24 protein-coding genes are annotated in these 26,011 nt (G+C 47.2%); 2 read left to right on the top strand and 22 right to left on the bottom strand.

What is annotated here, in order from left to right; translation table 11 throughout:
• Positions 1–113: 113 nt before the first annotated feature.
• From AC0VXY_RS03225 to abc-f, 12 genes are all read right to left on the bottom strand, one after another.
• A complete protein-coding gene (locus AC0VXY_RS03225) occupies positions 114–1,205 on the bottom strand; it encodes an ABC transporter permease (RefSeq protein WP_475526864.1) in 1,092 nt (363 codons plus the stop codon).
• The gene (locus tag AC0VXY_RS03220; RefSeq protein ID WP_475526863.1) at positions 1,202–2,128 is read right to left on the bottom strand and encodes an ABC transporter ATP-binding protein; all 927 of its coding nucleotides are present in this window, start codon (positions 2,126–2,128) and stop codon (positions 1,202–1,204) included. The genes AC0VXY_RS03225 and AC0VXY_RS03220 overlap by 4 nt, the downstream gene beginning before the upstream one ends.
• Before the next feature lie 60 nt (positions 2,129–2,188).
• Positions 2,189–2,617 (bottom strand): DUF6526 family protein, encoded by a 429-nt coding sequence (locus AC0VXY_RS03215; RefSeq protein WP_475526862.1) that lies wholly within the window; start codon positions 2,615–2,617, stop codon positions 2,189–2,191.
• Between the two features lie 343 nt (positions 2,618–2,960).
• Positions 2,961–3,404: a hypothetical protein gene (locus AC0VXY_RS03210; RefSeq protein ID WP_435993395.1), complete on the bottom strand. Its 444-nt coding sequence runs from the start codon at positions 3,402–3,404 to the stop codon at positions 2,961–2,963.
• 174 nt (positions 3,405–3,578) lie between these two features.
• Positions 3,579–4,631, bottom strand: a complete 1,053-nt coding sequence (xylF, locus tag AC0VXY_RS03205) for a D-xylose ABC transporter substrate-binding protein (protein ID WP_475526861.1) — start codon at positions 4,629–4,631, stop codon at positions 3,579–3,581.
• Between the two features lie 15 nt (positions 4,632–4,646).
• Positions 4,647–6,173 (bottom strand): response regulator, encoded by a 1,527-nt coding sequence (locus AC0VXY_RS03200; protein ID WP_475526860.1) that lies wholly within the window; start codon positions 6,171–6,173, stop codon positions 4,647–4,649.
• Positions 6,148–7,608, bottom strand: coding sequence for a sensor histidine kinase (locus AC0VXY_RS03195; RefSeq protein ID WP_475526859.1), 1,461 nt, complete (start codon positions 7,606–7,608; stop codon positions 6,148–6,150). The genes AC0VXY_RS03200 and AC0VXY_RS03195 overlap by 26 nt, the downstream gene beginning before the upstream one ends.
• Positions 7,605–8,585 (bottom strand): sugar ABC transporter substrate-binding protein, encoded by a 981-nt coding sequence (locus AC0VXY_RS03190; RefSeq protein ID WP_475526858.1) that lies wholly within the window; start codon positions 8,583–8,585, stop codon positions 7,605–7,607. The genes AC0VXY_RS03195 and AC0VXY_RS03190 overlap by 4 nt, the downstream gene beginning before the upstream one ends.
• 165 nt (positions 8,586–8,750) lie before the next feature.
• Positions 8,751–9,923, bottom strand: a complete 1,173-nt coding sequence (locus AC0VXY_RS03185) for a sugar ABC transporter permease (protein WP_475526857.1) — start codon at positions 9,921–9,923, stop codon at positions 8,751–8,753.
• A gap of 14 nt (positions 9,924–9,937) precedes the next feature.
• Positions 9,938–11,458, bottom strand: coding sequence for an ATP-binding cassette domain-containing protein (locus AC0VXY_RS03180; RefSeq protein ID WP_475526856.1), 1,521 nt, complete (start codon positions 11,456–11,458; stop codon positions 9,938–9,940).
• 76 nt (positions 11,459–11,534) lie between these two features.
• On the bottom strand, positions 11,535–12,626 hold the full coding sequence (locus tag AC0VXY_RS03175) for a sugar ABC transporter substrate-binding protein (protein WP_475527801.1): 1,092 nt from the start codon (positions 12,624–12,626) through the stop codon (positions 11,535–11,537).
• A 188-nt stretch (positions 12,627–12,814) separates the two neighbouring features.
• The gene (gene abc-f / locus AC0VXY_RS03170) at positions 12,815–14,443 is read right to left on the bottom strand and encodes a ribosomal protection-like ABC-F family protein (protein ID WP_475526855.1); all 1,629 of its coding nucleotides are present in this window, start codon (positions 14,441–14,443) and stop codon (positions 12,815–12,817) included.
• A gap of 370 nt (positions 14,444–14,813) precedes the next feature.
• Between abc-f and AC0VXY_RS03165 the strand changes: the two genes are divergently transcribed.
• A complete protein-coding gene (locus tag AC0VXY_RS03165; RefSeq protein ID WP_435993411.1) occupies positions 14,814–15,587 on the top strand; it encodes a TerC family protein in 774 nt (257 codons plus the stop codon).
• Between the two features lie 43 nt (positions 15,588–15,630).
• Here AC0VXY_RS03165 and AC0VXY_RS03160 read toward each other — a convergent pair whose 3' ends face one another.
• The 8 genes from AC0VXY_RS03160 to AC0VXY_RS03125 all read right to left on the bottom strand — a co-directional run bounded on the left by AC0VXY_RS03160 (position 15,631) and on the right by AC0VXY_RS03125 (position 23,486).
• A complete protein-coding gene (locus AC0VXY_RS03160) occupies positions 15,631–16,752 on the bottom strand; it encodes an NADH-dependent flavin oxidoreductase (RefSeq protein WP_475526854.1) in 1,122 nt (373 codons plus the stop codon).
• 171 nt (positions 16,753–16,923) lie between these two features.
• Positions 16,924–18,324 carry a 23S rRNA (uracil(1939)-C(5))-methyltransferase RlmD gene (gene rlmD, locus AC0VXY_RS03155; RefSeq protein ID WP_475526853.1) on the bottom strand — a complete coding sequence of 467 codons (1,401 nt, stop codon included), beginning with the start codon at positions 18,322–18,324 and terminating at the stop codon, positions 16,924–16,926.
• Positions 18,325–18,339: 15 nt separating this feature from the next.
• The gene (locus AC0VXY_RS03150) at positions 18,340–19,209 is read right to left on the bottom strand and encodes a DNA-3-methyladenine glycosylase family protein (RefSeq protein WP_475526852.1); all 870 of its coding nucleotides are present in this window, start codon (positions 19,207–19,209) and stop codon (positions 18,340–18,342) included.
• 123 nt (positions 19,210–19,332) lie between these two features.
• Complete coding sequence (pdaA, locus tag AC0VXY_RS03145) at positions 19,333–20,106, bottom strand: delta-lactam-biosynthetic de-N-acetylase (RefSeq protein WP_442970836.1); 774 nt, start codon at positions 20,104–20,106, stop codon at positions 19,333–19,335.
• Positions 20,107–20,300: 194 nt separating this feature from the next.
• Positions 20,301–20,873, bottom strand: a complete 573-nt coding sequence (locus AC0VXY_RS03140) for a DUF4825 domain-containing protein (RefSeq protein WP_475526851.1) — start codon at positions 20,871–20,873, stop codon at positions 20,301–20,303.
• Positions 20,874–20,998: 125 nt separating this feature from the next.
• Positions 20,999–22,555: a fumarate hydratase gene (locus AC0VXY_RS03135; RefSeq protein ID WP_475526850.1), complete on the bottom strand. Its 1,557-nt coding sequence runs from the start codon at positions 22,553–22,555 to the stop codon at positions 20,999–21,001.
• Positions 22,556–22,637: 82 nt separating this feature from the next.
• A complete protein-coding gene (locus AC0VXY_RS03130; protein WP_435993427.1) occupies positions 22,638–23,084 on the bottom strand; it encodes a GNAT family N-acetyltransferase in 447 nt (148 codons plus the stop codon).
• A gap of 219 nt (positions 23,085–23,303) precedes the next feature.
• A complete protein-coding gene (locus AC0VXY_RS03125) occupies positions 23,304–23,486 on the bottom strand; it encodes an SE1561 family protein (RefSeq protein ID WP_034761313.1) in 183 nt (60 codons plus the stop codon).
• Between the two features lie 116 nt (positions 23,487–23,602).
• Between AC0VXY_RS03125 and yfkAB the strand changes: the two genes are divergently transcribed.
• Positions 23,603–24,730 carry a radical SAM/CxCxxxxC motif protein YfkAB gene (gene yfkAB, locus AC0VXY_RS03120; RefSeq protein WP_475526849.1) on the top strand — a complete coding sequence of 376 codons (1,128 nt, stop codon included), beginning with the start codon at positions 23,603–23,605 and terminating at the stop codon, positions 24,728–24,730.
• 86 nt (positions 24,731–24,816) lie between these two features.
• Here yfkAB and AC0VXY_RS03115 read toward each other — a convergent pair whose 3' ends face one another.
• Complete coding sequence (locus tag AC0VXY_RS03115; RefSeq protein ID WP_475526848.1) at positions 24,817–24,993, bottom strand: hypothetical protein; 177 nt, start codon at positions 24,991–24,993, stop codon at positions 24,817–24,819.
• Between the two features lie 104 nt (positions 24,994–25,097).
• Positions 25,098–25,940: a YfkD family protein gene (locus AC0VXY_RS03110; RefSeq protein ID WP_475526847.1), complete on the bottom strand. Its 843-nt coding sequence runs from the start codon at positions 25,938–25,940 to the stop codon at positions 25,098–25,100.
• Positions 25,941–26,011: the final 71 nt, after the last annotated feature.

Here is a 26,011-nt window from a genome sequence, read left to right as displayed (position 1 = left end):
TTTTCAAACAAAAGTAGTAATTAGTATATGCATCTATTAGTAAAATTATAACATTTCCCGTATCACTATTCCACTTTGGAAGACATTTTAACTTATCTGTTGAATAGCTCTCTCTATTCCCACTTAAACACATAACTAGCCAATGCAAACCCGCCAACGAGCCAAGCTCCAAGGATCAAGGTCTCCGTCCCAAGCTCCAAAAACGGTGTTCCGAGATTCATCGTTTCCCTCAGCGCGGAACTGAGGTGAGCGATCGGCAACACCTTCACGATGGGCTGGATGATGTCCGGCATATTGTTGATCGGGAAGAACACACCGCCAAGAAACAGCATCGGAAACGTCACGAAGCCCGCAATCGGCCCTGCACTTTCCGGGTTCTTCGCCATACCCGCAATGATGAAGCCGAGAGACATAAATGCCAGGGTCCCAAGGATGATGAAGAAGATCATCGCAAGCCACGAGCCTGCTACGTTAATGTCAAAAATAAGATCGGCAATCAGTACGACAAGGAGGGCCTGGGTCCCATTCAGCATCAGTCGTGCCGTGATTTGGGCTGCAATGAAGGTGGATGCCTTCAGCCTCGTTCCCTGCATGCGGCGGAGGATGCCCCGTTCACGCCAGGCAGAAATTTGACCGGCCACCCCGTTCATATTGTTGCTCATAATCATCATGGCCACGATCCCCGGTACGAGGAAATCGACATAGCGAATGTTCAATGCCTCGATCCCGACTTTCTCGACCGTGACGACAGGCTTATAATCGACGAGTTCCTTGCTGTATTGATCGATGATTCCGTTCACTACCGTCAGTCCAAGCTCCGCGGTTGTCAGGTTTTTCTCGTTATAGTAGACGGGAATCGAGAACGCTTCGTCCCTGTCCTTCACGTTTTCCCCATATCCTTTCGGGATTGTGATCAGAAGCTGGATATCACCGTTTTTCACGGCTTTTTTTCCCGTTTTGACAGTATCAAATTTCTCGGTTTCAATTCCATCATTTTTTAAGAATAAGTTCTTTAAATCCTTTGAGGCATCGGTTTGATCACTGTCGATTATCCCCACCGAGAGCGTTACCGAGTTCCCTCCGCCTGCGAATGATCCGAGGGCTACCATCAGGATGACCGGGAAGAGCAGTGTGAAGAACAATACTTGTTTGTTTCGTGCAAAAATCCGCAATTGTGCCAGTGTCAGCTGCCAATACGCTCTCATGATTCCCTCAGCCTCCTTCCTGTCATATGAATGAAGACATCCTCGAGCGTCGCCTGACGCGTCTGGAGGTCCTCGATTTCCAAATCATGCTCTGTCGATAAGGTAATCAAGGACGTCAACGCCCTTTGCAGTTCATCGGTGTAAAGCTGGACGAATGAATCCTTGATGGCGACTTCTTCCACTCCCTCCATCTTCATGAACCAAACTTGTTCAGGAGGATTGTCCAGATGAAATTCAATCGTACTTGTCGACTGCAGTGTTTTCACAAGATTTCCAGGTGTATCGAGGGCGATGAGCTCCCCTTGGTCCATGATGCCAATCCGGTCGCAGAGAACATGGGCTTCATCCATATAGTGAGTCGACAGGATCACCGTCTTCCCCCGCTCCTTGAGTCGCAGCACAATATCCCACAGCGTCCTTCTTGCCTGAGGATCCAGTCCCGTCGTCGGTTCGTCGAGAAATACAATATTCGGATCGTGGATCAGTGCCAGGGCAATTGCCAGACGCTGCTTCTGCCCGCCTGATAGTCCCTTAATCCGGTCCTTCCGCTTCTCCGTCAGCAGCATATCTTCGATCAATTGATCGATGTCCACATTTTTCGGATAAAAGCTCGCATACAAATGAAGGATTTCCTCCACCTTGAGCAATTCAAACAGTGAGGTCGACTGAAGCTGGACCCCAATCACTTCCTTCACCTTATTCACATCTTTCCGGACGTCAAAGCCTGCTAAGCTTGCCGTCCCCGCGTCCGGCTTCCGGAGTCCCACGAGCATCTCGATCGTCGTCGTCTTCCCGGCACCGTTCGGCCCGAGCAATCCGAAGATTTCCCCCTTCTCCACCTGAAAGCGGACTCCCTTCACCGCCGTAAAGGAACCATATCTTTTCACTAAATCTTTTACATCTACCATGATTTCGTTCGGCATAACGAGCCTCCTTCTAAAAAAACGTAACCGCCCATGAATGAGCGGTCCAATCCTTGTTGTTTATACGCGATGATGATCTGCACGCCAATTCTGCACAGCTTTTTTAATATCATTGGGTGTTAAGGTTTCCGCCAGTGTCCGTTCGACCAACACCGGGAATTCTTCATCCGGAGCAAACCTGAGGGCGATGATTTGCTTCAGGGATAGTCGGCTATCCAGCTCATTTCCTGTGAGACGGTAGTAACGGAAATTCTCTTCCGCACGGATCACCCGGTCCTGAATTTGAAGGGCATATGTCCGGAGCCTCACCCCGACCAGGATCAATGTAGTCACGACCAGTAGTACGATAAAGCTAAGCAATGTCTCCTTACCCACATTCTTCACGAAAAATGTAATCGTCAAAATAAGGGTGATAAGGGCTGACAGGGCAATCCCTACATGAAATACCGGATCGACCTTGCTGTGATTTTCATAGTTTTGCGGTTTCATATGTACCTCCTGAAGGTGATAGATTCATTATATACCAGATGGATAAGGGATTGTGAAAAAGGCTCACTTAGACATCATATTCGAGGCGGGGTATGCCGTATGACATTTTGTTGTAACTTAGAGAAGTTGATCCTAATGAATCAGTTGGAATTTTTTATTAAAAAATCAATGATTAAAATAATGACGTAATCACAGTGGAAAATGACGTAATCCCCTTCTACTGACGCCTCATCCACCCCATACTCAAGCTTCTCACCCCTTTTTTTTATCCCCCTAAACCTTAACGAACACCATTCTATGCCGATGCTATTTAAAAAAAGCATCCGAATATGGATGCTGCCGTTCAGTCTTTCATCGAAGCCCTTGCCTTATTTACTTTATATTCCGAAACCTGCACGATCCCAATCGCATCCTCTTCCCCGTCACACCCCTGCAAAGAGATGAATCCGGTCCTTTCTTCTATTCCGTCGCAAACCGCACTTCTCTTTTCTTCCCCGGTACCGGTCTTCAACACATAGTTGACTTTATTTCCATCGTACGTTATTTTATTCACACTTACCTGGTTGTTGAAAAAGTTGGATACCGTCACTTCAGACTCTTTCTTCTCCTGTACCCCATCTACAAAACGCAATAGTTTGTCCAGATTGGTTACTTCCCCTTCTTCATCCACGAGCGTGTCACCATTGTCAGTTGCTTCCTTCACGGTGTATGCATCTGCCTGTTCTGTATTCGAACACCCTGCAAAGAGTAAAGAACCTGTCAGGAACATAAAAGCCATTTTTCGCACGATTTCCCCATCCCCCATTCCATTCATTTATGTTGAGTATAACGGAATTGGAAAAATTATGAAAGTGCTATTTTTGCAGAGTTCTTCCCCCTTTCTTGATGAGAAGCTCGATTTTCCATCGGTTTCTATAAAAAATAATAGCACCCGATATTCGGATGCTTTTCACGCACAGAATCACTTATACACGTCCTCCCTCGAATGAAAACCATCCGCAATGATGGTGCGATCGAGGTTGTCCCGGTTTACGGCAATGGGTTCAAGGAGGACGGATGGGACTTCGATTTTACCATTGTTGATTTTTTTATCGGTGTCGATGTATTCGTCTTTGGCGAGTGCGATGGCAAGGGATGCCGCTTCACGGGCAAGGGTGTTGATCGGTTTGTAGACGGTCATTGTTTGTGTACCGCGAACGATCCTTTGAGCTGCGGCAAGCTCTGCGTCTTGTCCTGCGATGGGGACTTTCCCTTCTAGGCCTGCTTCTTCCAGTGCCTTCAATGCCATTCCGGCGGTTGCATCATTGGCTGCAATGACTGCGTCTATTTTATTGTGGTTGGCTGTCAGGGCCTCTTTCATATTGGAGTAGGCGTTTCCGGGCAGCCAGTTATCTGTCCATTGATCATAGACGATCTGGATATCCCCTTGGTCAATTAGAGAGTCCAGGACGCTGAAGACGCCTTTTTTCATCAGGTGGGCATTGTAGTCGGTATCGGCACCTCCAATGTACACATACTTCCCCTTTGGGACACGTTCTGTAAGGGCCTTTGCCTGAAGCTCCCCTACCCGTTCGTTATCAAATGAGACATACAGATCGATGTCGGCATTTTTCACAAGCCGGTCATACGAAACCACCTTGATGCCGGCGCGATGGGCTTTCTGAACGATTGCCGCCGCGGCTTCCGCGTTATAAGGAACGATGACCAGCACATCGATTCCCTGACTGATTAACGTTTCTGCCTGAAGGACTTGAAGGGCATCGTTTCCTCTTGCCTCCGTGATTTCCACTTCTGCCCCCAGGTCTTCAACGGCCTGTTTGAATAAATCACGATCCCTCACCCATCGTTCTTCCTCGAGTGTATCCATGGAGAATCCGATCTTCACGACGTCGGGAGAGGCTTTCTCTTCTTCCTTATGCGCCTGTTCGACGGGATCCCTCTGAACGCATGCAGCCAGTATCAACACAGTGATCACTATCCAACTTATATTTATCCGTTTCTTCCAATGGACCATGACGTCTTTTCCCCTTTATGCATGTTGGCCAAGCAATGTCTTTCGGTACTCTTTTGGAGAATAATGGGTCATTTTCTTAAAGACCTTGCTGAAATAATTCGGATCGTGGTATCCCACTTCGAAGGTGATTTCCTTTATGCTTTTCTCCATGTCACCGAGTAGCGTTTTCGCCTTCTCCATACGACACTCCGTCAGGAAATCGATGTAGTTGATCCCTTGTTTCTCCTTGAACATCTTACTAATATAAATAGGGCTCAGGTTCACTTTTTGTGCGAGGGAATCCAATGATATGTCTTGATGGGAGTGATCTTTGATGAATTGTTTGATCTGTTGGAACGTATCGCTCTCCATTCGGTTGAAGCGTTCTGTATACGAGTCCTTCATGCCGCTTAGGAGCCGTTCGGTTTCTTCCCGCAGCTGACGGTAATCCATCGGCTGTAACGTGAAAAGCGGCGTGGCCGTTTCGACCCCGCATTCACTCAAGGTCCGGGAAATCATCCACAGTACCTCAAGGGTCCGCTGCTGGGTGTAAACGAGGGGCGTCCGCTCTTTCTCCAATAATGTGAAAGAATTCATGATCCGGGCATGCACCTGATCCCACTTCCCCAGTCTGATTTTCTCCATTAAGTCCTTCTGATCCATCATGGCTTGTTCCCGTTTCCCGGGCTCCAGGGGGATTTCTTCGAAAAAGCGGTATTTCTTTCGCACCTGTGTATCAACCGTGGCAAGCATCGCTTCCTGATAGGAATGACGCACTTGATCCATTGAAGGATACACCTTTCCGATTCCGATGAACCATTCCTTTTCATTGCCTTTAGCAAGTGAAAGCAACTCCCTTGCCAGGGCGATTGCCTGGGACCTGTAGGTTGTCGAAGGCTGCCTGAACACAATGATGGGGAGCTGCCTGCCGTACAACGCCCCGGTCCAACCACTTTGTAACACTTTCTTCCGGATGGCGGAGTACTGTTTTTCGCCTCCTTCAGGAAGGTGCAGGACCATCACGAACATTTCCTCAGACGAAGGGATTTCGAGCATGTCCATGAGCATATCGACATGCACGTCATGGACGTGATCGAATAATAACTGGGTGACCACATCGGTTTCAACAAGCATCTGTGTCTTTTGCCATTTTTCCTTCTGATGCAGAGTTTCTACATGCCGCTCACGCTCTTGTTCAATCTGTTCGAGCACCTTTCTGATTGTATGGACGATCTCAGAAGCTTTGCTCGGCTTCAATACATAGTCCTTGACGCCCAGCTTGATGGCTGCCTTCATGTACGAAAAGGTATCATAGGCCGTCACCATGATGAATTTGATATGGGGCTGTTCCACGTTGATGATTTCCATGGCCTCGAGACCATTCATGACGGGCATTTTAATATCCATCAAGATCAGATCAGGACAATATTCCTTTACCATCTCCACAGCCATCATTCCGTTCTTCGCCTGCTGAATATCAAGCCCGGGGAAATTCTTCTGTAAAATCGTCTGCATTCCTTCACGTTCCAACTGCTCATCATCCACTATGAGAAGCTTGATCATCCGTACCTGCTCCTTCCCTTTTAATCCTCAGCGAAATTTTTGTACCCTTGCCTTCTTCACTTTCAATCCGGAAGACATCTTCAAACCCATAAAATAATTGAAGCCGCTTTACCACATTGCTAAAGCCAATCCCTGTTGAATGGCCGTCACGGGATCCTTCTTCATGGAGAATCTGCCGGATTTTCTCCTGCGACATTCCCACGCCATCATCCTGTATCTCAACAAGGATGATGCTGTCTTCTTCCCGGACGCGAAACCAGATCGTCCCCCCATCCTCTTTCGGTTCCACCGCATGTATAACAGCATTTTCAACGATGGGTTGCAGGGTCAACGCCGGTATTCGAACGTCCATGCAGGCTTCATCCACTTCCAAGTGCAGTTGCAATCGATCGGTGAAACGCGCTTTTTGAATGTGCATATATTGTTCCAGTACATGAATCTCGTCCCTTAATGTAACAGACCTGTTCTGCCGTTTCAGATTATAACGAAGGATTCCCGCCACGCTCACCAGGAGGTCGCTCGTCTCTTCTGATCCTTCTAAGTACGCTTTTTTTGAAAGGGTATTTAACGTATTAAATAAGAAATGGGGATTGATTTGACTCTGGAGGCTTCTAAACTGGCTTTCTTGTAAGAGAAGCTTACTTTCCTGAAGTTCCCGTTCCAGTGCCGCTTTCTGCTTGATTTCTGAGATTAGATTGTTGATATTGATCCTCATGCGGTCGAACGTCTTTGCCAAAAAGGCGATTTCATCGCTTCCCTCCACCTTTACCTGCCGGCTGAAATTCCCCTTTGAGAGTTCATTTGCAGCCCTCGTCAGCTGAAAGACCGGACGCGTGATCCCGAGTGAGAACCAATAGGAAGCAATCAAGAGCAGACAAGTAATGAGAAGGAGCACCCAAATCCCAAGCTTGATGACCTCCGCCGACTGCTCCATGATCCCCCTGTACATCACATTGTACGTCGTCAATTCTTTATCTATCAACGTAAGGGTCATCTCAGAGATATAGCCTGATATCCGGTTTGCCTCGGCAAACTCCTGTGCAGAAGCTTCGGCATCCCTTTCTTTCTGGAACAAGATCAATCGGTCCGTCGTTTCTACCAGACTATCAATCAAGTGAAGATAGTTGGTCAGGGTAAAGTCGTTATCCCGGTTTCGCAGGGAATAGACACCAGACTTGGCCGATACGACCCCTTCCTTGCTTTTTTCCAATTGTTTAAGGGTTTTATCATTGGTGTCGACCATATAGTTATTCAAGTCGTTGACCACCTGCTGACTTGCCCTTGATACTTCATTCATGTTCAGATAGCGCTTGAGAATCTCATTGTATTGCTCATGCGTCCTATAATTATAGTAAGTAAGGGCGAGCCAGATGGCGGACATGATGATCATGACCACCGTGGTGAGGGTGAGGATTTTTTTCTGGATGTTTGTCATGGGTCCTTCTCCACTTTCAATATCTTCAATTCGGTCAGATACCCTTCCTCATCAAGGGGAACGGTCTCGCCATTCAGCCACTCCTCCATGAGACGGACGCTCATCCCTCCCATTTTCTCAGGCTCCTGTTCGACCACACCGTCGATCATCCCCCGTGATAATAGGGTCAATGATTCCGGTCCATCGTCAAATGAATAAATGAAATACGACTCCTCTTGAGAGCGCTTACTTATTTCATCGATCATGGCCCCGAGATTACTCGCATTGACAGAGATGAACGCATCGATATCCGGAAAACGGTTCATGACCTCCCTCGTTGCCGTAATGATCTGATCACGGTCCCTTCCTGTTTCCCCAACCACAAGTTCTATGGAAGGATATCCCTTCATTACATCGCTGATGCCCCTGACCCGTTCTTTTTGATAATATTCCTGATCACGATCCACCATGAGGACAATCTTGCCCCTATCCCCCATTTTACGGACAAGCTCTTTTGCAACCAGCTTCCCTGCTTCATATTGATCAGACCCTACATATGTACGACGCAGGCTCTCCTCCATCGGAACATCATTGGCGACCGTTATCACGGGAATCCCATTAAAGGAAGCCTTCACCTTTGTGAGCTCCTTGAATTCAGGTGTATCCGTCCCCTGGATCAGGATTCCATCGACCTTCGATTGAATGGCGATTTCAATGTTTTTCAGGAACTCCTCCTGATTTTTGCCAAAGCTTCCCCATACTTCAAGGCTCACACCTTCTTCTTCTGCCTGCCACTTCGCCCCCTTCGCTACCTTGTCCCAAAACGGCGTCCGGGTATCCTGAGTAATCAGCACGAGCCTGTGCCGATCTTCACCAGAAATCCCCATCTCCCCGGGTAGATGCGCGTCGGCATCGAAAACCCTTTTTGCTGATAAAAATGTTAAATGACACAATATAAGAACGACCACTAAAAGGCCGACAATACGGATCTTACGCACCCCACAAGTCCCCTTCCCCACGGTGAAAACTCCTACTTTTATCATAGCACAGGAAAGATGTGGAAGGATCCAGTACTTTCTTATATTTTTCAAATTCCCCTTTTGATTTATTGGAGAAAAAACAACGCAACAAGGCCGGACTCCTCAGGAATCCGGCTGCTTCGATTATCTTTTCTTACGGGTCATCACATCAAAGATGACAGCTCCTGCAAGCACGCCTCCACGGATCATATATTGATAGGAGATCCCGACGCCAAGGAGGTTCATTCCACTTGTCAATGAAGCCATGACGATGGCTCCGATGATGGCACCCGTCACTTTCCCGACGCCACCTGCAGATGATACCCCTCCCACGTAAGCAGCAGCGATGGCGTCCAGTTCAAATAATGTCCCCGCAGTGGTCGTGGCGGATTGAAGACGGGATGTGAACAATATACCGGATAGGGCAGCAAGCATCCCCATAGACCCGAAGACGATATAGGTGATTTTCTTTACGTTGATCCCGCTGAGATGAGCCGCTTCGGGATTGCTTCCCACGGCGTAGATATGGCGGCCAAGGACTGTTTTGGAAGTCAGGAAGTGATAGACGACCACAACGATCAGAATGACGATGACCGTCCAGGAAAACCCGTGATACCCCGCAAGAATCCAAGTCACATATCCGATGATGGCGGAAACGAAGACGAGCTTCAAGGCAAAAATCGGTGAAGAGATGACTTCAAACTCGTACTTGATCTTATTTTGTCTTGTCGAGATTTCACTATAAATATACAGGATGATCCCTGCAAGCCCCACAAGAAGGGATAGAAGATGGAGTCCGCCTACTTCCATTAGAGATGGGATAAACCCGTTTCCGATGGCATTAAAATGATCATCCTGAATGATGATGGTGCCCGTCTTCTCCGTCACCTGAAGCAGCGCCCCGCGGAAAATAAGCATTCCGGCAAGGGTTGCTACGAAAGACGGGATCCCGATTTGGGCCACAAGCAGACCGTTGAACAACCCGACGATGGCTCCGATGATAAGAATGATTGGAATCGTAAGCCAAGTAGAGAGACCTGCCTGTGTGAGCAGGATGGCGGCAATGGCACCAAGGAATCCCGCCGCATATCCAACGGACAGATCGATATGCCGGATGACGATGACCAGGGTCATCCCGACAGCAAGCACGGCGATATAGCCTGCAGAGTCCAATAGATTACTAATGTTCCTGGACGTTATGAATAAGCCGTCCGTCATAAACGTAAATGTAAGTATGATAGCGAATAGCGCAATATACATGCCGTAATCACGGATGTTGTCGCGAATCAGCATTCTTGTTTCTTGAAAGATATTCATATGTGTTTACCCCCTTATTGCGTTGCAAGTTCCATTATTTTTTCCTGATTGGCGTCTTCCACCTGTAATTCCCCTTTGATTTCACCCTGGGCCATGACGTATACACGATCACTCATCCCGAGTACTTCCCCGAGCTCGGAAGAAATCATGATGATGCTGAGTCCCTGTTCGATCAGCTCGTTCATCACCGTATAGATTTCGAACTTCGCCCCGACATCGATTCCCCTGGTCGGTTCATCCAGGATGAGAAGCTTCGGTCCGACGAAGAGCCATTTCCCGATGGATACTTTCTGCTGATTTCCCCCGCTCAAGTTCCCGACGAGCTGTTCAAGGGAAGATGCCTTGATATGAAGAGAAGAATGATAGCGCTCAGCCACCTTGATTTCCTCATTATCATTGATGATCCCTTTGGAGGAGATCCCGCCTAAATTGGCAGCCGATATATTACTTTTTATGTCTTGCAAAAGGAAAAGCCCGTCATCTTTACGATCCTCTGTGACATAAGCGATTCCTGCTTTGATGGCATCCTTTGTATGTTTGAGTGTGGTAAGGTTGTCATTCCATACAAGGTTCCCTTCAAGCTTGTATGATTTCGCATTGCCGAATATGCTCAAGGCAAGCTCTGTTCGACCTGATCCCATGAGACCCGCAATCCCGACGATTTCCCCTTTTTTCACATGAAGGTCCACATTCTTGATCACCTGTCTGCCAAGCTGCGGGTCATAAGCAGACCAGTTTTGAAGTTCCAAAATAGGTTTACCATGGGATTTATTCGGTCGTTTCGGATAGATATCTTCAATGGAACGGCCCACCATATTCTTAATGATGATCCCTTCAGATACTTCCTCTTTAGATGCATCCAGGGTGCAAATGGTCTTACCATCCCTGATAACGGTCGCCTTATCGGCGATGTGAATGACTTCCTTTAATTTGTGGGAAATCATGATACATGTGATACCTTGTTTTTTCAGATCCTTCAGTAATTCGAGCAGATTCTCACTGTCGTCTTCATTCAATGCTGCTGTCGGTTCATCCAAAATCAATAATTTCACGTCTTTGCTCAAAGCCTTCGCTATCTCGACCAGCTGGCGTTTCCCTACACTGAGGTCCCTCACAAGAGTATCGGGATTCACATCCAGCTTCACTTTCTTCAGGAGCTTCTGCGCCTCCACGATGGTCCGATTCCAATCAATGAAGCCTCCAAGCTTTACTTCATTCCCTGCAAAAATATTTTCATAAACGGTCAGATCTGGAAAGAGAGCCAGCTCCTGATAGATGATGGCAATCCCTGTGTTGACACTGTCACTGATTTTGTTAAATTGCTGAACGGCTCCATCGAACACGATGTCGCCCGTATACGTCCCATACGGATACACCCCGCTCAGCACTTTCATTAGCGTAGATTTCCCAGCACCGTTTTCACCTATCAAGCAATGAATCTCCCCTTCTTCCACCTTGAAATTCACATCACTCAGTGCTTTGACACCCGTAAATTCCTTAGAGATATCATTCATTTCTAACAAATACTTCTTCATCACACTTAACCCCCTTTAACAAAAACAATGACAATACAGGATGGCGGCGGCTTTCCGGCCACCATCCCGCTTATGGCTATTCCTTTAATCCTGTAAATTCATCCGCTTTGTAATATCCTGAATCGATCAGTTCTTCCTTCACGTTGTCTTGATCGACCACAATGACTTCCGTTTGCTTCGCTTCTACATCTTTCTTACCGTTGTCATATGAACCTGTCGTTTCAGGTGTTTTTCCATCCAGTACGTCAACGGCAATACCCATCGCATCGGTTACGAGCGTACGTACGTCTTTGAAGACTGTCATGGACTGCTTGCCATCGACCACATATTGAACAGACGCTTTTTCAGCATCCTGACCTGTGACGACGAAGTTTGTTACTTCTTTGTCAGAAGCAAATACATCTGCAATTGAACGTGCTGTACCATCATTCGGTGCAAGAACGGCCACATTCCCCTTCATGTCAGCTCCTGCTGCTGTCAGATGGGTTTGTGCTTTGTTCTTCGCTTCGTTCGGATCCCAGTTCGTTGTCACCTGACCAAGGATTTTACTCATTTCGTCACGGCTTAACTCAGCTGTATCCTTAAGCGATTCTGCTTCGCTTGAATTCGCGATTTTAAATGTTCCATCTGCAATTTTCGGTTGAAGGACTTTCCATGCTCCTTCAAAGAACAAGAACGCATTATTATCAGAAGCTGCACCGGCATATAGATAAAGCGGTACATTTTTGCCCTCAGCATGATCGATCAAGTATTGTCCTTGTGCTTCGCCGACGGCTACGCTGTCGAATGTCACATAATAATCAACCGCATCTGTATTCGTAATCAGACGATCATATGAAATGACCGTAATGCCTTCCTTCTTCGCTGACTCCACGGCAGCTGCTGCTGCATCACCATCCTGTGGAGTGATGATCAGTACGTCGATTCCTTTATTGATCAGAGTTTCTACATTTTCTTTTTCCTTAGCAGAAGAGCCTTGGCTGAACAGAATTTCCGTTGTATACTCGGAATCCTTCAACGCATCTTTAAAGCGCTTTTCATCCTGCACCCATCTCGGTTCGTCTTTTGTCGGCAGGACGATTCCTACACTGACACCCTTCTTACCACCCGTACTGCTACTGTTGCATGCTGCAAGCATACCCATGAATAGAATGAGAACCATTAACATTGAAACAACTTTGACCGTTTTCCTCATCTCTTACTCCCCCTTTGTTATCAAGCTCAAGGTTAATTATATTGAGAATTCGGAATGTTTGTAATCGCTTTCACTAGCACTCTTTTGGTATTGTCTGGACTTTTTTGGTATAGGAGATAAAAAAAGGAACGTTCCAATGTCGAATCGGAACGTCCCTTTTTTTACTTCAACTCATTAATCCGTCTAGTCAATTCAATAAATTTCCTGTCGAGTTCTCTATATCCCTCATCCTCATGTCTCATAAAACTAAGACGCCCCAGCACTTCCTGTCTCTCCGTCTCAAGTGTCATCCGTTGTTCTTCATTGTAATCCCTCTCGGATGCCGGCTCAGCCACCTCCTTCTTGATGGTCTCGTTTTCGACCACAAGCTTGATGTCCGTCGTTTTCTCAAGAAAATAGCGGTCATGGGAAACGATGACCAGCGTTCCATTGTACTCGGAAAGGGTTTCCTCCAGCTGTTCACGTGAAGCGAGATCCAAGTGATTCGTCGGTTCATCCAGTATTAAGACATCCCTTTCCTCCAGGATATATTTCATCAGCTTGATCTTCACCCGTTCCCCCATACTCATATTCCGAATCGGTTCCTTCCAATGAGATGTCTGAAACCCAAGATGCTTCATCAACGTCTGGACTTTCCCTCTTTCCGAGAAGGTTTCTTTATAAAAAAGCTCTCCCGGGGTCTGGTCTAGGGGCAAATCGAACACTTCCTGAGTAAGGTAACCGATACTCGCTGACGGCGACATCCATACATCCCCTTCTGCCGCTTCCGCTCCCAGGATGATCTTCAGCAGGGTCGTCTTTCCGCTTCCATTCGGTCCTGTGACCGCAATCTTTTCACCATGCTGGATGGTAAAATGGACGTTCTTGAACAAGGTCCGTCCCTCAAAGGATTTTTTCAGATTCTTCACTTCAAGGACCCGTTTCCCTGTTTTGTGTGTGGATTGGATGCTGAAACGGACGTTATGGTCTTCTTCGACCTCTGTCACTTTTGTTCTCTCCAGTTCCTTCTCCAGGCGCTTTTGTTTGGATTTGACCTGGGTGTCCATGCGTTTTGCCTTGACGCGGTAATGCTCTTTATACCCTTCCTGTTTCGTGGACTCGGCGTGGGCTTTTTTCGACCAGGAGGTGAGTTCCTTCATCTGGCTCTCGATCCGCTCCACCATTTTCTGCTGCTTTTCATGCTCCCGCTGCTGCGTCAACCTCCGCAGCTTTCGTGCCTCCATATAACTGGAGTAATTCCCGTTATGCTCAATGAGCTTCTTTCCTTCGATGGACCAGATCTTCGTCACAGCCTCATCCAGGAAATAGCGGTCATGGGAAACGAAAAGAATGGTCCCTTTGTAGTCCCTGATATGTTTGGTCAACGATTTCAGGCTTTCTTGATCAAGATGATTCGTCGGCTCATCCAATAACAGCAGATCAGCCTGTTGAGAGAACCCTTTAGCGAGTCTCGCTTTCAGCTTTTCTCCCCCGCTCAACTCCCCGTATTCATGCTTCGGCACCTGCCATTTCTCCCGTAGCTTACTTTCAGAAGGGGTCAGTCCTTCCGAAGAATGGGTTTCCGTTTCCTGCTCCACCATGGTGATCGTTACATCACGAAGCCATTGAATCTGCCCATCCGTTGCCGTCCGTTCACCTGCGATCAGTTGTAGCAGTGTCGACTTTCCTGCACCATTATTTCCGATGATCCCGATGACCTCCCCTTCCTGCACGCCGGCATTCACCCCTTCAAAAATCTTCCTGTCCATCACTTCATAACTTATATTCGATAATTTCAACATTTCTCTCATACCATCTTCCCCTCTCTTTAACAAGGGAGAACAAAAAAATCCTCCCAATGGTTCTGGAAGGATTAGCACTGCGCGCACAAAGAAAGCTACGAATGAACAATAGCTAAAAACATGTATAAAAATGGGCAGACTAATCCTATTTAGGTTAATTTGAAATATGGAATTTCAAACGTCTCGAAAATAAGATTAGTTCTTCATCGTCCACCCATCACTCCTGTCATAATTAGTAAATTTACTATACCATGAAAACCTCCTATGGTGCAAAACCATTTTAGATTCGTATTAGATGGAAAATAAGTGGTAAGATAAGCTAAGAACTAATTTTTCAGTGAAAATACCCGTTTTCATCTTATAGATAGGAGAGTTGCACTTGGAATCAATTTGGTTGGAATACGGTTGGACTTTGTTAGTCCTTATCGGCCTCGAAGGTTTATTATCAGCAGATAATGCCCTTGTCCTGGCCGTGATTGCAAAACATTTATCCGAAGAGGAGAAGAAGAAAGCCATTAAATATGGAATCTTCCTGGCGTTCGCCTTCCGGTTTGTGGCCCTCTTTGCCATTTCTTTCATCGCAAACGTCTGGCAGATTCAGGCGGTCGGGGCAGCTTATCTGCTTTATTTGGGTCTGAAACATGTCATCAAAGCGAAGTTTGGGAAGGACAATGAAAAGAATCAGGAAGAAACGGAAGAAGAAGCAGCAGGCAAAGGATTCTGGCCGACGGTTGGTAAAATCGCCCTGGCAGATCTTGCTTTTGCCATCGACTCAATCCTCGCTGCTGTCGCCCTTGCCCTTGGCCTGCCTGATTCACCACTCGGGGATTTCGGCGGCATGGACGGTGGCCAATTCATCGTGGTCGTACTTGGCGGTATTGCAGGATTGATTCTTATCAAATATGCAGCCACCTGGTTCGTTCAGCTTCTGGAAAAACGCCCGGCACTTGAAACGACGGCTTATGCCATTGTCGCCTGGGTCGGTGTGAAGCTTGCGGTCATCACCCTTGCCCATGAGGATATCGGGGTGCTGGATCATGATTTCCCACATAGCACCGTGTGGACCTTGATTTTCTATGGAGTCCTCGTGGGGATTGCCCTTTTAGGATGGTTTGCTCCTGGGAATAAAGGATCTAAGCAAAGTTCAGTGTAAAAGAAAACGTCCTGTGAACGAATCACAGGACGTTTTTTTCATATTATACTCCAGGGAACCAGCCAGGAGTGTTCACAATCGCATTCCATAACGGATCAGGAACGACCAATTCTTTCTGCTTTCCTTTGTCGATCTCCGTCACGATTTCATCTTCTTTTCCTTCTTTGATTTTTTTCAGCCAATCAGGATCGATGATGAGTTCGCGGCCGAGAGCAAGTAACGGGACGCCTGACGCGAACGCTTTATGGGCATCGTCTGCAGAGTAGATGGAACCTACCCCGATCAAAGGCGCGCGGTCACCGATCGTTTCCAACAGATAGTCCATTCTTGTTTTCTCCAGATCCGCAACGCCCCTTCTTGGCTTCGAGAAGAAATCGAACAGGGATACATGAAGGTAATCGAGATCCTTGTCTGCCAGTGCATCCACAAGGGAAAGGGTATCCCCCATCGTGAATCCATTGTCTTCAGGCTCCTCTGGTGAGAAACGGTATCCAACGAGGAATGATGGATCCGCATGCTCCTCGACCACACTCTTCACTTTGTCCACAATGGCAAGTGGGAACATCATGCGATTTTCAAGGCTTCCGCCAAAACGATCTTGTCTCTGATTGGTCAACGGTGAAAAGAACTGATGAATCAAGTACCCGTTCGCTCCATGAATCTCGACACCATCATAGCCTGCTTCAATCGCGCGGCGGGTCGTCTCACCGAAGGCTTCGATGATATTCTCGATTTCTGCTTCCGATAAGCCTCTCGCTTTCTTCTCTCCATTTTCACCCATGACGTCACTTGCACTCACAACATCCCCATCAGGAACCAGGTCAGGTGGGCATTGTACACCTCCGTGGAAAATCTGGAGAACGGCTTTAGCGCCCTGATCCTTGATTCCTTTCGCCAAACGTTCAAGGCTTGGAATCATTTCATCGGAATCCCCACCAAATTCACCGGGGAACCCCTTACCATCAGGCGTTACGTATGTGCAGGCCGTAATCACCATGCTGACATCCTTGGAACGTCTCGCATAGTAAGTAACCTCAGCGTCCGTGACGTTTCCATCCTCGTCCGAAGAAAAATTCGTCATCGGTGCCATGATGATCCGATTCTTTAATTCGACTCCGTTTTTAAATGTATAGGGAGATACTAACTCTTTATATTTGCTGTTCATGATTTTGCCTCCTTGTTGTTGTTCAAGGGACATATTAATGGAAGAAGCGGTTTTTGAACAGACATCTGCTTGGAGGATGTGTCCGCATGATCTAAAATGGGCCTCCCTCAAAAATTGAGGGAGGCCCTAGTGTTTGCATTAGAGTGTGGTTTTAACCAGGTTACTCGATATCTATTTCAGAACCAGCTTCGCCACAACCTCCACATGCGCAGTCTGCGGGAACATATCCACCGGCTGCAAATATTCCACCCGGTACTGCTTCTTCAAATAGTCGATATCCTTCGCGAGAGTCGACGGGTTGCAGGAGACATACACGAACGTCTTCGGCTTCACTTCTTTCAGCGTATCCAGAAGCTTGTTGTCACAGCCCGTCCTCGGCGGATCGACCACGACGACATCTGGACGCCAGCCTTCGTTTTTCCATTTTGGCATGAGGGTTTCGGCACCGCCGACAAAGTATTCGGCATGCTCGACTCCGAATTTCTTCGCGTTCTTCTTTGCGTCATCGATCCCTTCCTTGATGACGTCCATGCCGCGGATTTCTTTCGCTCCGTCTGCAAGCCATAACCCGATCGTTCCGACACCACAATAGGCATCGACGACTTTTTCTTCACCTGTGAGGGCCGATGCTTTCTTTGCTTCGTTATACAGCTTGCTCGTCTGGATCGGATTCAGCTGGAAGAAGGCCCGTGCGGACAGTTCATAGGTGAACTCTTCCAGACGTTCTTCGATACTTTCTTTACCAGACAAATGGATTGTTTCGTCCCCGAAGACGAGGGCCGTTTTCTGCGGATTGATGTTTTGGGCGATGGAAACGACTTCCGGAAGACGTTTCTGGATTTCCGAAATCAGCAATTCCTTGCGGGGGATTTTTTTCTCGGACGTCACAAGTACAACCTGAACCTCGCCTGTTTCAAACCCGACACGCGTCACAATCGTTTTCAGGATCGGCTTTTTCTTTTTATCATCAAAAACAGGGATGTTGAAGTCGTTGATGATCCGCTTGATTTCGTTTGTCACTTTATTCGTGAGCGGGTGCTGCACGATGCACTCATCAATGTCGATCAGCTTGTTGGAATTCATGCTGTATAAGCCTGCAATGGCCTTTCCGTTTTGTGTCCCGACCTGGAACTGACTTTTGTTCCGGTAGTGCCACGGGTTGTCCATGCCGATCGTCGGACGAATATCCATATCTTCAAGTTTGAGCTTCGTATGGCGCTCAAGTGATTGAAGAAGGATATCCCGTTTGGCGTCGAGCTGTCCTTCATATGACAGATGCTGAAGCTGGCATCCTCCGCATAGCTCATAGACCGGGCATGGCGCTTTCACACGCTCGGCTGACTTCTTCCGGATCTTTTTGATACGGGCTTCGGTGAATTTCGGGTGGACCTTGGTCACTTCAACGACCACTTCTTCCCCTGCAAGGGCTCCCGGTACGAAGACGATCTTGCGCTTGAAGAAACCGACTCCTTCCCCGTTGATGCCGATTTTCTTTATGGTCAGAGGAAATTGTTGTTTCAGCTCGATTTTCACTTCATTATGTTGTGGCTTTTTTGCGTATTGTTTTTTCATTGGTTCACGTCCGTTCTATTCGATACTTCTCCATAAATACAGTGATGCATAGCTTAAATAAGGGTGCCAGGCCGCGCTGAATTCATCCAGCTCGTCCATGGTCGGCTTTTGTTCCATTTGGAATAATTTTTTGATGGCGTTTTGAATGCCGATGTCCGCTTTCGGGAAAAGGTTTGGCCTTCCGAGTCCGAATAGCAGGAAGCTTTGGGCCGTCCATGGTCCGATGCCGCGGATTTTTGTGAGCTCTTTGATGACCGCTTCGTCCGTTTGTTCCGCCAGTTGATTCAGGTCCAGTTCCCCACTTGACACCTTCTGTCCAATTCCGATCACATACTCCGCTTTTCGCTGACTGAATTGGAGCTCCCTGAGTTCTTCCACTGTAAGTCCCGCTACTTTTTCCGGTGACGGGTAGAACCAGACTCCACCCTTTTCCCAGCCATATGTGGTGACGAATCGATGGGTCAGGGTGAAGGCGAACTTCAGATTCAGCTGCTGATGGATAATGCTTTTGATGATGGTGGCGAAGGGATCGAACTCCAGGACAAGTGGTGTTCCGACATGCTCCTCAAAGATCGGCTTCAGATCGGTTTCTAGGAAATGCGTGTGCATGTCATGGAGACCTGTCTGCCATTGAAAAATGTCTGAGATTCGGTGTTGCTTCGCTTCCAGGTTTTCTTCATTTTCAAACGTGATCCTGAATTCAGGCTCATCCGTTGTTCCTGTTGCCTGAATCTCGATGACCTCACCATTTTCCCCGCCATGATAATAGGGGACCTTCACGCTTCGATCCTCCTGATCCACTGCATTCAACGGATCAAGCGCCAGCCTGTCCAGCACACGGTCAAAATCATACGGACCTTCAATCTTAACATTCCTAACTGCCATACTCCTCACCCTTCCGCACAAAACTTGTATGTGTATTATAGCACATGCGTGGTGTAACGCATCAAGAAGAGGGACGGACCTCAATTCCTAGGACCTGGTCCTAGGAATGAGGGTCCGTCCCTCTTATTTCATCATCGGATGCTCATCGAGGCTTTTGAAGGTGTAGCCCCGTTTTTTGAGGTCCTGGATGGCTTTTTCGAGTGCGTCTGCGTTGTCTTTGGAGACGGAGTGCAGGAGGATGATGGCACCGGGATGAGCCTGGGCCATTATGTTGTCATAGGAATACTTCCATCCTTTTTGCTGGTCTGTCTTCCAATCGATGAAGGCAAGGGACCAAAAGACGTGGGTGTAGCCTTCTTCTTTCGCGATTTGAAGTGTGCGTTCAGAGAAGACGCCCCTTGGCGGACGGAGGTACTTCATTTCCTTCTGTCCCGTCAGTTCTTTCGTTTTCACTTTCACTTTTTGGAGCTCTTCCCTGATCTTCTGGTCGGAGCTTGCGGTGAAGTCCGGGTGATGCCACGAATGGTTCCCGATAATATGTCCCTCTTTCACCATTCGCTTGACGAGATCCTCGGCACTGAGCAAATAGTGACCGGTCACGAAGAAGGTGGCTGGTACTTTTTCCTGCTTCAATACATTGAGAATCTTTTCCGTATAGCCATTTTCATATCCGTTGTCGAATGTAACGTAGAGCACTTTTTTATCTGGTGAACCTTTATAAAAGGCATCGTACTTATCGAGCAGCTGGTCATAGGCAGCGCCTGCTTCCGGCTGTACCTCATTTTGACTCTTTTTGAAACCCCAGCCGATCGGATTATTGGATACTGCATAAGCCTCCGCCGGTATGAGCAATACTAAGATTGCTGCTATGATCAACACTTTTAGCGATTTTCGCAAAATTGAACCCTTCTTTCCCTTGCGTTTCCCTTAGTTTTTGAGAACGGGAAGGATTCATGTGTACTAATAGTATCCAGAAATGGGTGTTCATCTGGTGATTTTAATTAGATTTGGGACCGAAGCACATGATGGATCCGCTCTGTAGCGGCACTTCATTAATTTTTACGTCGCTTTCAAACCCAAGGTCCGTCCCTCTATTCAAAAAACGTCTGATACTTCGTTGCCATTTCGGTCAGTTTGCCTTCGTGTTCTTCGATGAAGGTGGAGACGATCTTTCTGTCCCAGATGTCGTCGCCTTTCGGGAAGTCGTTGAATTCCTTGGATAAACCTGCGACCATTTTATCCCTGGAGACTGATACCATGGATTCGTCGACGGTGAAGTGATATTCTTTCCCATTCGGTACAAGAAGCGTGAGGTAGATCGCGTTGTAGTAAAAGTTTTTCCGGTTGACGTTGCTGCCGTCAAACCAATACTCATTCACATCGCTTTCAGATAACTTCCCTTCTTCTTCATAGCCGTATGTCACCTTCACCATTTCACCGGAAAGATCGATTTCCTTGATCGTTTCAGCCCCTGGCAGGTCTTGTAGGATCGCCTGTACTTTCGAGTTATCTCCTACATAGGTTCCGCTATTTTCTTTCAATGTATCCACACTAACATCGTCAATAGACGTGATATCCGCTTCTTTTTCAGGATTGGCCGCACATCCTGATAAGAAAATCATCAAAGTAAGAATCAACATGCCAAATAATTTATTAAAAATCATACTCACCCTCCAACTCCTGTTTATATGTCATACGAATGAACGCTCGTTAAAGTTTCATCCTGATTTTAACATATATAACCAATAAAAAAACCACCCCGCAGCATGTACAGGATGGTACCAATTTCTTATTTAAAAACCTTTTCCTTGAACTGTGCCAGTTTTTCCAAAGAAGATTTGTCGACTTCCGCGTGCAGGCTGTTTCCGTGTGAATCCATCGTCACAACCGCCGTGAATCCTTCTACATTCAGATGCCACATCGCTTCCGGGATACCGAACTGCATCAGGTCGACTCCGTCTACGCCTTTGATACAATCTGCGTAGTACTGGGCCGCTCCACCGATCGCATTCAGGTACACCCCGCCATGATCCTTCAGAGCGTCAAGGGTTTTCGGTCCCATTCCGCCTTTACCGATGACGGCACGGATACCGAAGCGCTTCATGATATCGCCTTGATAAGGCTCCTCGCGGATGGACGTTGTCGGGCCGGCCGCTTTCACGTGCCAGTTGCCTTTATCGTCCTTCAGCATCACGGGGCCACAGTGATAGATGATCTGTCCGTCGAGATCAACCGGGGCATCGTTTTCGCTAAGATACTTGTGAATCGCATCACGGCCAGTGTACATGCGGCCGTTGATGTGAACGACGTCTCCCATTTTCAGTTCACGGATTTTCTCTTCCGTGATCGGAGCTTCGAGGACCACCACATTTGGCTGTTCCCCAGAAGTTGCCGCAGCCGTTTCAAGCTCAGCAACTGACCTTTCTGTCAGGTCGATCTTGTCGCCTTCCTGATAGAACCACTCGTCGACTCCGCCTGTTGTTGCGTCAAGCTTCACGCCCAGACGACGGAACGCCCAACAGTTATAGGCAACAGATACGAAGAAGCTTGCAGGAATCCGGTTCATGACGCCCACTTTACAGCCAAGAAGGGTCGTTTCCCCGCCGAATCCCATCGTGCCGATACCAAGCTCGTTCGCATTGTCCATCACATACTCTTCCAGCTTGCGAAGATCTTCATTCGGATTCACATCCTCAACGGAACGGAATAATTGTTCTTTTGCAAGATCATAACCGGAAGAACGGTCTCCGCCGATTCCGACGCCGATGAACCCGGCGCTGCAGCCCTGTCCCTGTGCCTGATATACCGAATGCATCACGCATTTACGGATTCCGTCAAGGTCGCGCCCGGCACGGCCAAGTCCTTCAAGCTCACAAGGAAGGCTGTACTGGATGTTCTTATTTTCACAACCGCCGCCTTTTAAGATCAGGCGCGCATCGATATAATCCTTTTCCCACTGTTCGAACTTGATGACAGGCGTCCCAAGACCGAGATTGTCCCCTGAGTTTGCCCCCGTCAATGAATCAACAGAGTTCGGACGAAGCTTCCCGTCCTTTGTTGCCTCTACCATGGCCGCATAGATCGCTTCCTTGATTTCAAGCTGATTCACGCCGACCGGAGTCTTTATTTTAAAAGTAGGAAGACCTGTATCCTGACAAATCGGGGATACATTGTCATCCGCCATCTTCACGTTATTTGAAATCGTGTCCAGGCTCATCGCCGCACGGGTCCCTGCATTCTCACGAGCTTTCGCCGAGCGGATCGCACGCCGTACATCTTTCGGCAGATTCGTGGACGTTTCCACAATCAAATCGTACATACTTTGCTGTAATGTCTCTTTATTCATCGTTCTCCCCCTCTAAAGATCTCAAACAGTCTCAATTTTCATTCATTATTATACTCCTATAAGAATAAGATTGAAAGGGATTTCACAATGGAATTTCCTTCTCGAAATAACACGAAACCTCGTCTTCTTCCATATAAGTAAACCCGTTATTTTTATAAAATTTGATGGCGTCCGCCCACTGTTTGTTTGTTTCGAGAATGAGTCTGTGTGCGCCAAGGGATCGCGCTTTGTTTTCGAGATGCTCGAGCATAAAGCGGCCAAGTCCACGTTTTCTGTAGGAGGATAGAACAGACATCCGCACAATGTGATACGTATCTTCTGATTCTTTCCGGATTGCTCCCGTACAGATGATGTGGTCATTCTCTTTACCTACAAAAAAATGATGCTGCGTACCATCATACTCTGTGGAAATGTCATGAATATCGGGGTTCAGTGTGTGATCGATGAATCCGAACCGTTCAAGGAATCCGGAGAGGATCACCTCTTTCGCCTGTTCGCTTTGTTTTTTTTCGATGGGTGTGATGATCATTGGGGTGTCGCTCCTTTAATAGATGGTTTTGTATTAAAGTTTGACATGTTGATAGGGAAATCCTGCTTGTGCATTCCTGTCTTATATGGGACATAGGATGGAAGATGGGGATATCAACTGTTAAGGGGATTTATCGACCGTTCTGCGAAAAACGACAAATACCGACTTCCCCCACCAAGGTCCGTCCCTCCAAAAAAATAAGAGTCCCACAAAGGACTCCTACTCACTCTTCTTAAATTGCTCGCATTTTACTTCTATGTCATCGATCATGGCGATCAGGCGATCGATATCGTCAATGTCCGCTTGTTCCGGGTCGATTGAGTCCAGCACGTCGACGAACAGGTTCAGGCGTTGTTTCAAATAGCTTACTTGTGAGTCTTTATCATTGATAGCTTTACCCAAGAGTTCTCTCTCCTTTCAATACGTTTACTATGGTAACCAATAACTTTCCGATTGACAAGGGCTGACCCTTTCTCAATAATGGATAGATGACCTAATCTTAAAGGAGCTTTTTCAAAATGAAAACTGACACTCTCCCCAAGAAAATGTCGATTGACCATGACCCTTGGGAGGCTTATTTAGACGTGGATGAGCATGGTGATATTACGCTTTCCAATATCGAATTCACCACCACCACGCTTTGCAATATGAGATGCGAGCACTGCGCCGTAGGATATACATTATCACCGAAGGACCCGAGTGCCCTGCCCATTGAACTGATCCTCGGGAAACTCGACGATATCAAAACGCTCCGTTCCCTTAGTATTACCGGCGGGGAGCCGATGATGTCAAAGAAATCGGTTGAACATTACGTTCTCCCATTACTCAAGTATGCACATTCCAGGGGCGTACATACCCAGATCAACTCGAACCTGACCCTGGACCTCGACCGCTACTTGATGATCGCCCCGTACCTCGATGTCCTGCACATCTCCCATAACTGGGGAACGATCGATGAATTCATCGATGTCGGCTTTGCCAATATGGAACGGAAGCCAACGAGGGAACAGCGCCGTAAGCTGTTTGACCGCATGATTGAAAACAGCCGTGCCCTATCCGAACGGGGTGTGCTCGTGTCTGCGGAGACTATGTTAAATAAAAACACCCTGCCTTATTTAGAAAAAATTCATCGCCAAGTAGTCGATGAAATGAAGTGTGGGCGTCACGAAATTCATCCTATGTACCCTTCCGACTTTGCATCAAGCCTTGAAACTCTTTCATTGGAGGAAACGCGTGAAGCGATCCGGGATATTCTTAGGTTCCGCGATGAGAAGGTGTGGATGCTATTCGGCACTTTGCCATTTTATCCATGCAGCTCTTCACAGGAAGACTTGGATTTTCTGAAGGAACTTTATTCTGCGAAAAAAGTGAGTGTGAGAAATGACCCCGACGGCCGTTCCCGTCTGAACGTGAACATTTTCACCGGCGATGTAATCGTCACCGACTTCGGGGACACACCGCCACTCGGGAATATCACTAAAGATACACTGCCTGATATTTTCGAAAAGTGGAAGGAGCAGCCTCTCGCAAAAGAACTGAACTGCCATTGTCCCATGGCCCGCTGCCTCGGACCAAATGTACTCGTGAAGTCAATGTATTACAAAGATGTAGACTTTTCGAAGCGTGAAGCGAAGATTTCCCGATAAAATGAAGGTTGAAAGCTCAAATCTGTTATGGATTCGGGCTTTTTTTGGACGCAAAAAAACACCACGGATATTCATCCGAAGTGCTTTTATCCTATGGGATTGCGGTCATTTTTGGGGGTGGTGATTTTTTCGAGTGCCGGGTCCATGACGTTGTATTTTTGTTTCTTGATTTCTGCATAGATTCTGGCTCTTCTGGCGCCGAACCATACGCGAAGTGCGGTGAATGCTACCAGCAGCCCGCCGAATAGTAATAGATATTCCATGTTATCCCCCATTTAATTCAGAATATTCTAATTATTATAACATATTAACAGAAATAATAAAAGAGTGAAATTAGGTTTTACCCGATTTCACTCTTCCTTAAACATTATCTTGGAGATTCGCTTGCCATGAATCCGAAGTGGACGTGATCCTGAACCGGAATCCAGGCTCCTACTCCTTGTGAAGTCACGTTTTTCACGACGATGGACCGTTTCGTTCCTTTCATGACGAGGAACACTTCCCCATAGGTTACTTTCCCTTTTTCGTTGATGGCTGGTGCATATGCATAGAGGTAGCCCAGTCGTTTAGGGGAAATGTTGTACACTTGATCCTTTTTTGTCCCTGCCCCCACGATGGTTTGGAAGGCGAGTGGCAATTTGGATTTATCCATGGCTTTGATGAGCATCATTTTTTCCACATCATCTGCATGGGGAACTTTTGCCGTAAGCCCACCCTTTACGACCTTTTGTGCTTCCTGGACGTAATGGATTTGATAGTTGGATTTTCCTCCGCGGTTATCAAAGTAATTCGTGTTGACCTTTTGATACTCCCAGTTCGGGGAGGTTTCCGTTGATGCATAGTTCAGCGGCCATTCCCCAAGATAAATGGTGGCACGAAGCCCGATCGTCGGTGCTTTATTGACCGTGGACTCGTTCAGGATGCGGATCAGGTTCGGGTTTTCGATCCTCACATTGGAGGTCTCGATCAGCTCCTGACTCCATTCGCTCGGTTGCAGATAAGGCTGATCCTGTGTAGAATTTGGATACGTATTTTCCTTGGCGATATTCAATACTGAGTTCGGGATCTTCACGCTCGAATCCTCAGTTGATGCCGGTGCCTTCTCCGTTTTTGGCTTCGTTTCCTTTTTAGGACTGTTTTGGGCGTGAATCCCTGTAGTTGCAACGAAAAATGCGAGTATGACCATAAGAGCAGTGCGCATTAGTTTCATGTATTTGACTCCTTTCAAGCGTATAAGGGTTTGCCGTTAGTTTTTCCTAGAAGGTGCAGCTTATCCAAAAA

This window comes from Rossellomorea sp. QJM3NY_18, from assembly GCF_056173145.1.
The sequence above is the reverse complement of the archived record's forward strand: the minus strand, read 5'-3'. Positions and strand labels throughout refer to the sequence as shown.